6 protein-coding genes are annotated in these 6178 nt (G+C 68.3%); 3 read left to right on the forward strand and 3 right to left on the reverse strand.

Annotation, left to right across the window (positions count from 1 at the left end; translation table 11 throughout):
• The coding region (locus JYJ84_RS25980) for an MFS transporter (RefSeq protein WP_205189613.1) at positions 1-1293 on the forward strand (1293 nt) is incomplete at its 5' end.
• On the forward strand, positions 1280-2329 hold the full coding sequence (locus tag JYJ84_RS25985) for a beta-propeller fold lactonase family protein (RefSeq protein ID WP_175222682.1): 1050 nt from the start codon (positions 1280-1282) through the stop codon (positions 2327-2329). The genes JYJ84_RS25980 and JYJ84_RS25985, both read left to right, overlap by 14 nt.
• Positions 2330-2367: 38 nt before the next feature.
• Here the strand turns inward: JYJ84_RS25985 and JYJ84_RS25990 are convergent, their stop codons facing one another.
• Entirely contained in the window at positions 2368-3405 is a 1038-nt protein-coding gene (locus tag JYJ84_RS25990; RefSeq protein WP_175222683.1) for an AraC family transcriptional regulator, read from the reverse strand.
• A gap of 205 nt (positions 3406-3610) precedes the next feature.
• Between JYJ84_RS25990 and JYJ84_RS25995 the strand changes: the two genes are divergently transcribed.
• Positions 3611-4720: a fatty acid desaturase gene (locus JYJ84_RS25995; protein ID WP_175222684.1), complete on the forward strand. Its 1110-nt coding sequence runs from the start codon at positions 3611-3613 to the stop codon at positions 4718-4720.
• Between the two features lie 48 nt (positions 4721-4768).
• Here the strand turns inward: JYJ84_RS25995 and JYJ84_RS26000 are convergent, their stop codons facing one another.
• Positions 4769-5389: an HAD family hydrolase gene (locus JYJ84_RS26000; protein WP_122945852.1), complete on the reverse strand. Its 621-nt coding sequence runs from the start codon at positions 5387-5389 to the stop codon at positions 4769-4771.
• A 141-nt stretch (positions 5390-5530) separates the two neighbouring features.
• Positions 5531-6178, reverse strand: a 648-nt coding sequence (locus JYJ84_RS26005) for a hypothetical protein (protein WP_205189615.1), incomplete at its 5' end; no start/stop codon positions are given.

The raw sequence follows: 6178 nt of genomic DNA on the forward strand, positions 1-6178 counted from the left end.
CTGCCGCTCGTGCTGATCATGTTCATCGCGAATTACATCGACCGCGTGAACGTCGGCTTCGTCGATCGTCACCTCGAAGCGTCGATCGGTATCGGCGCGGCCGCGTACGGCCTCGGCGCCGGGCTGTTCTTCGTCGGCTACGCGCTGTTCGAAGTGCCGTCGAACCTGCTGATGCAGCGCTACGGCGCACGTGTGTGGCTCGCCCGGATCATGGCGACATGGGGCATCGTCGCGGCCGCGATGGCGTTCGTGTGGAACGACACGTCGTTCTACGCGCTGCGCTTCCTGCTCGGCGTGGCCGAGGCCGGCTTCTTCCCCGGCGTCGTGCTGTACCTGTCGCAATGGCTGCCGCCGCAGGAACGCGGCAAGGCGATGGCGATCTTCCTCGGCGGCTCCGCATTCGCGTCGGTGCTGTCCGGGCCGGTCACCGGCGCGCTGCTGTCGATCCGCGGTTTCGGCCTCGAAGGCTGGCAATGGATGTTCCTGATCGAAGGGATGTTCTCGGTCGCGCTGTGCGGCGCGAGCTGGCTGCTGCTGAAATCGCATATCCGCGACGCCACGTGGCTCACGGCCGAAGAACGCACGGCGCTGCAGAACGCGCTCGACGAGGAGCGCGCGACGCGCGACGTCCGCTCGAACGTGCCGGTGCGCGCCACCGCGCTGCTGCGCGATCCGCAGATCATGCTGTTCTGCTTCCTGTATTTCTCGATCCAGCTGACGATCTACGCGGCCACGTTCTGGCTGCCGACGATCATCCGCAAGATGGGCGGCCTCACCGATTTCCAGGTCGGCCTGTACAACACGATTCCGTGGATGATCGCGATCGGCGCGATGTACGGCTTCGCGGTGCTGTCGTCGAAGTGGAAGCATCCGCAGCGCTGGCTTGCGTGCGCGCTCGTGCTCGCCGCATGCGGGCTGTTCGCGTCGACCTCGCACGATCCGGTATGGTCGTTCGCGTCGATCTGCTTCGCCGCGCTCGGCTTCAAGGCCGCGTCGTCGCTGTTCTGGCCGATCCCGCAGGGCTATCTCGACACGCGCGTGGCCGCGGCCGTGATCGCACTGATCAACTCGGTCGGCAACCTCGGCGGCTTCGTTGCGCCGACGGCCTTCGGCTATCTGAAGCAACATACGGGGTCGATCACGGGCGGGCTGTATGCGCTCGCGATCGCATCGCTCGTCGCCGCGGTCGCCGCGCTGTTCGCGCGCACCCACCGGCGCAGCGATCCGCCGCGCGGCCTGCCGGCCGACGAATCCTTCACGAACGCTTCGATGCTCCGCCATGCCGAACACTGACCGCCTGACCGTCGTCGTCTCGAATGCCGCAGACGGCGATCTCGCCACGTTCTCCCTCGCCGGCGACGGCACGCTCGCGCCGCTCGCCCGCTATCCCGCAGCCGACGTCGCGATGCCGATCGCCGTGCAGGCCGACCGCGCGCGGCTCTACGTCGCAACGCGCGGCGAACAGCCGACGATCGTCGCGTTCCGCGTCGTACCGGCCACCGGTGCACTCGTGCGCATCGGCGCGACCGCGATCGACGCGAGCCACGCGTACCTGTCGCTCGACCGCAGCGGCCGCTGGCTGCTCGGCGCGTCGTATGGCGGGAATTCGCTGAGCCTCTACGACGCCGCGCGCGTGCGCGACGGCGACGGCACGCCGCTGCAGGTCGCCTGCGGCATCGCGAACGCGCACTCGGTAATCGTGTCGCCGGACAACCGTTTCGCGTACGTCAGTTCGCTCGGCTCGGATCGCGTGTTCAGCTTTGCGCTCGTCGAGGACGCGGCCGGCCTGCGCGCGCTCGAACACGGCGAAACGCGCGTGCCGGCCGGGTTCGGCCCGCGTCACCTGCAGTTCGCGGATGACGGCCGTGCGCTCGTCGTCGTCAGCGAATTCCAGGCCACGCTCGCGACGTTCGCGCGCGATCCCGACACCGGCCGGCTCAGCGACGCACACGTAAGCGCACGCCATCCGGCCGTCGCCGAACTCGCGCAAGGTCATGCACGGCCGCCCGCGCCCGTCGAGCCATCAGTCTGGGCCGCCGACCTGCACCTGACGCCCGATGAGCGTTACGCCTATATCAGCGAACGCACGTCGAGCCGCCTGCTCTGCTATCGCCGCACCGAAGATGGCACGTTCGAACCCGCGCACGCGACCGCCACCGAAACGCAGCCGCGCGGGTTCGCGATCGACCCGTCGGGGCGCTGGCTCGTCGCCTGCGGCGAACAGTCGGAATACGTATCGGTGTATGCGATCGCGCCGGACGACGGCGCGCTGTCGCCGCACGCGCGCGTGGCCGGCGGGCGCGGTGCGAACTGGGTCGCGATTGTCTGAAGAAGGGACACGTGCGGCATGACTCGGCATGCCCGCGTTCAGCGCCGCTCGCTCGGCGCGACGCCCGTCCAGCGCTTGAACGCGCGCGTGAAATTGGCGCGATCCGTATAGCCGACACGCGCGGCGATCTCGTCGACCGGCAGCCGTGTCCCCTCGAGCAGCCGCAGCGCGTCGCGCAACCGGATCTCGTCGAGCAGCGCCGAGTATGTCGCGCCGTACTCGGCGAGCTTGCGCTTGAGCGTACGCGGCGACACATGCAGCTCGCGCGCAACGTCGTCGACCGACGGATAGCCGCCCTCGCCGCAGATCAGCAGGTTGCGCACGCGCTCGACGATGCTTTCCGCATAGCCGAGCCGCGCGAGTTCGGCCTCGCACTGCTGCACGATCATCTGCGCGGTATGCGCGTTCGCGGTGCCGATCGGTTCGCCGAGCAGCGCGGCGTCGCAGCGGATACGGTTCGCGCTCGCGTCGAAATGGCAGCGCGGCAGCCGCGCGCGATAACGCTCGAACCACGGCGGCTCGGGCCATTCGAAATGCAGTTCGGCACGCGACTGCAGCGTGCGCCCCGGCACCGGATACAGCAGCGAATTGAACAGGATCGCCGTCTCGACCAGGAAGTTCTCGACCGCGAACTGGCGCAGCCGGCCCAGCGGAAACGCTTCGAGCACATCGATGTCGACGATCCCGTCGAGCTGCGCGAGCCGCACCGAGAAGAACGGCACGCGTGTCGGCAGGTAGCGGATGCCGAGCGCGATCGCCTCGCCGAGCGTCGCGCAGCTCATCAGCCCGAAGCCGATCAGTCCCGCTTTCGTCAGGCTGCTGCGCAGGCCGATCTCGATCGCGATCGACGGGTCGTCCGTCGCGTCGAGCAGGTTGAATACGATCGCCGCCTGTTGCAGCGGCGTGATACGCGCATCGGGCTGCGCGAGCCGGTCTCGCTCGACGCCCGAGCCGGCCAGAATGCGGCCGCCGTCGATGCCGCGCTCCTCGGCCAGCATCAGCATGAACAGCGCATACGCGGACGACACCGTCGCCTTGTTCAGCTGGCGCGCGGCATCCGGGACGGACAGGACCATGCGGCGGACTCCGGAGCGGTTTCGGCGGATTGTAGCGTTGCTGGCCCGCAATGACACCGGGGCGGGACTCTAGCCGCGCCGGCCGGCCATCGTGGCCCGAAATGACACCGCCATTGGCACCGGCGGCCCTCGCGTGCGGTCCGGCGCGCGCCTATGCTTGTCACATCGGCATTGCGCCCCACCCTTTCCGCAGGAATCCCGGTCGATGAGCCAACCCGCACGAACCGCCTTTCGCAACGACGCGGACAAGGTCGCGTACGTCCGCCGCGAGGTCAACGCCGCGAGCGACGCAATCCGCGCGCGCATTCCGCTGCTCGACAACCAGAACCTCGTCGGCGCGACCGTGATGGCCGCCTCGGTAAGCGCGATGCTCGCGATCGCCTGGCTGTATGCGCGCGGCGCGATCGCATGGTACGTCGCGCTGCCGCTCGCCGCGTTCGTCACGTCGCTGATCCACGAGCTCGAGCACGACCTGATCCACCTGATGTACTTCAAGAAGACGCCGTGGGCCTATCACCTGATGATGGCGCTGTGCTGGCTCACGCGGCCCGGCACGATCAACCCGTGGACGCGGCGGCGCATGCACCTGCATCACCACAAGGTGTCGGGCGGCGAATCGGATCTCGAGGAATACGGCATCACCAACGGCGAGCGCTGGGGCGTGAAGCGCCTGCTGATGATCGCCGACGGCATGCTCGCCGTCGTGCTGCGGCCGGCCGCGATGCGCCGCAAGGTGAAGCAGTATGTGGCCGCGCAGCCGGTGCAGGATCCGTCCGAGCGCCTGCAGTTGCGCGTTGAGCAGGTGTCGTCGTACATGCCGGTCGGTCACGTGTACTACGTGCTGTGGCACGCGTTCATCGTCTATCACGTCGGCCTGTTCGCGCTGCATGCGTTCGGCTACCCGGTGACGGTGCCGGCCCTCGTCGAACGCGCGATGAGCGTCGTCGATTTCCTGGCCGTGGTGTGGCTCGGGCCGAACTTCGTGCGCAGCTTCTGCATCAACTTCGTCAGCTCGAACATGCACTACTTCGGCGACATCGATTCGCGCAACGTGATCCAGCAGACCCAGGTGCTCAACCCGTGGTGGATGCTGCCGTTCCAGCTGTTCTGCTTCAATTTCGGCAGCACGCACGCGATCCATCACTTCGTGGTGCGCGACCCGTTCTATATCCGCCAGCTGACCGCGCGCACCGCGCATGCGGCACTGCGTGAAGTCGGCGTGCGCTTCAACGACGTCGGCACGTTCGCGCGGGCAAATCGCTGGGGCGTGTATCGCCCGTCGCGCGGCACGCGCCACGCGCAGGCCGACGCGTAACGCCGGCCTCCGGCGCCCGCCGACTCAGCCGCGTAGTCAGCCGCTCACTCAGCCGCCGATCGGCGGCATCGGCCCTTGCCCGCGGATCCACGACCAGTTCGCGAGCTCGGCCATTTCCTTGTCGCCACGGCTGTCGCCGTAAGCGAACAACTGCTTCGGCGGCCGGTTGCCCCACCATCCGCGCAGCCGCACGACCTTCTGCGGCCCCCAGCAGTTTTCGCCATCGAGCCGCCCGGCGAAGGTGCCGCGCTCGAACGCCAGCCGCGTCGCGAGTACCGCGTCGAAGCCGGCCGTCTTCGCCCACTTCTCCAGATACAGCGACGGCGACGCACTCACCAGCACGACCTCGTGCCCGCGTGCGCGATGCTCGCGAATGCGGTCGAGCATTTCCGGACGCACGAGGCGCGGCAGATAGCTGTCGACGAACGTGCGCGCCTGCGCATCGAGCGCGTCCTCGCGCACCGGCCCGAACGCGAACGATGCGAACTTCGCCTTCGCGTCGCCGCGCGACAGCAGCCCGGCCTTCATCGCGACGATCCACGGCAGCGCACGCAATCCGGCCCACGCGAAGCGCGGCGTGCCGACCGCATAGCGGACGAAATGGCGAAAGCTGTCGGTCGTGGTGATGGTGCCGTCGAAATCGAATGCGGCAACGATGCGGTCAGTCATGGAGAATCGGCGGGAAAGCAATGAGATGCCCGGGAAGATAGCAGACTCGCGCCGGTGCACGTGAAATGGCGTGACGCGGCGTGGCCTGCGCAGCGAATGCTGCGCACCACAGCGCGCATTCGTGCCCGCCGAGCCGTGCGCTCAGCGCTGCGGCCGTGCCGCCAATGCCGCTGGTAGCACGACGTTCATCAGATGATCAGCGCGCGACATCAGATCGGTCACGCGCTCGTCGAGCCCGCGCAATTGCGCGGGTTGCATGCGGATCTGCTGCACCGACTGCCCGACGATGTTGCGGCGGTCGAACAGCGTGCGCTCGACGCCCGCATCGTCCGGTGCGCGCACGACGTCCGACACCGCGCTCAGCGCCGCGAGCACAACCACGAGGTTCTCTTCCGCATGGCGGACCTTCGCGGCGAGTTCCTCGGTGCGGCGCGGGAAGAAGCCGAGCGACTGCTTGAGCGCCCCGATCGCCGCACGGTAGTCGACATGGCCCGACGCTGCCGCACCGAACCAGCGTTCGAACATGCCGGCCTTGCGCGTCGCCTGCGCGAGCATGCCGGCCATCATGTCGGCCGCGCCGAGTTCGTTGAATTCGCGCGTCGTTGCCGCGACGGCTTCGACGAGGTTGCCCGCCGTCTCCAGCGCGCCGTCGCCGATCGTCGCGACCGTCGCAAGCTTGAGCGGTACCAGTTGCCGGATGTGCCGCTCGATGCGCGGCGCGTAGTCGGGGTAGAGATTCGGGAAGCTGGCCTGCGCGGCGCGGAAGCACGCTTCGAGCTGCGGATGGTT

Origin of the sequence: Burkholderia sp. LMG 13014, from assembly GCF_905232215.1 — a bacterium.
Classification (GTDB): Bacteria; Pseudomonadota; Gammaproteobacteria; order Burkholderiales; family Burkholderiaceae; genus Burkholderia.

Excerpts from the sequence above, each read along its gene's own strand:
- JYJ84_RS26000 (WP_122945852.1), bottom strand. The coding sequence starts at position 5,389 with ATGACTGACCGCATCGTTGCCGCATTCGATTTCGACGGCACCATCACC.
- JYJ84_RS25985 (WP_175222682.1), top strand. The coding sequence starts at position 1,280 with ATGCCGAACACTGACCGCCTGACCGTCGTCGTCTCGAATGCCGCAGAC.
- JYJ84_RS25995 (WP_175222684.1), top strand. The coding sequence starts at position 3,611 with ATGAGCCAACCCGCACGAACCGCCTTTCGCAACGACGCGGACAAGGTC.
- JYJ84_RS25990 (WP_175222683.1), bottom strand. The coding sequence starts at position 3,405 with ATGGTCCTGTCCGTCCCGGATGCCGCGCGCCAGCTGAACAAGGCGACG.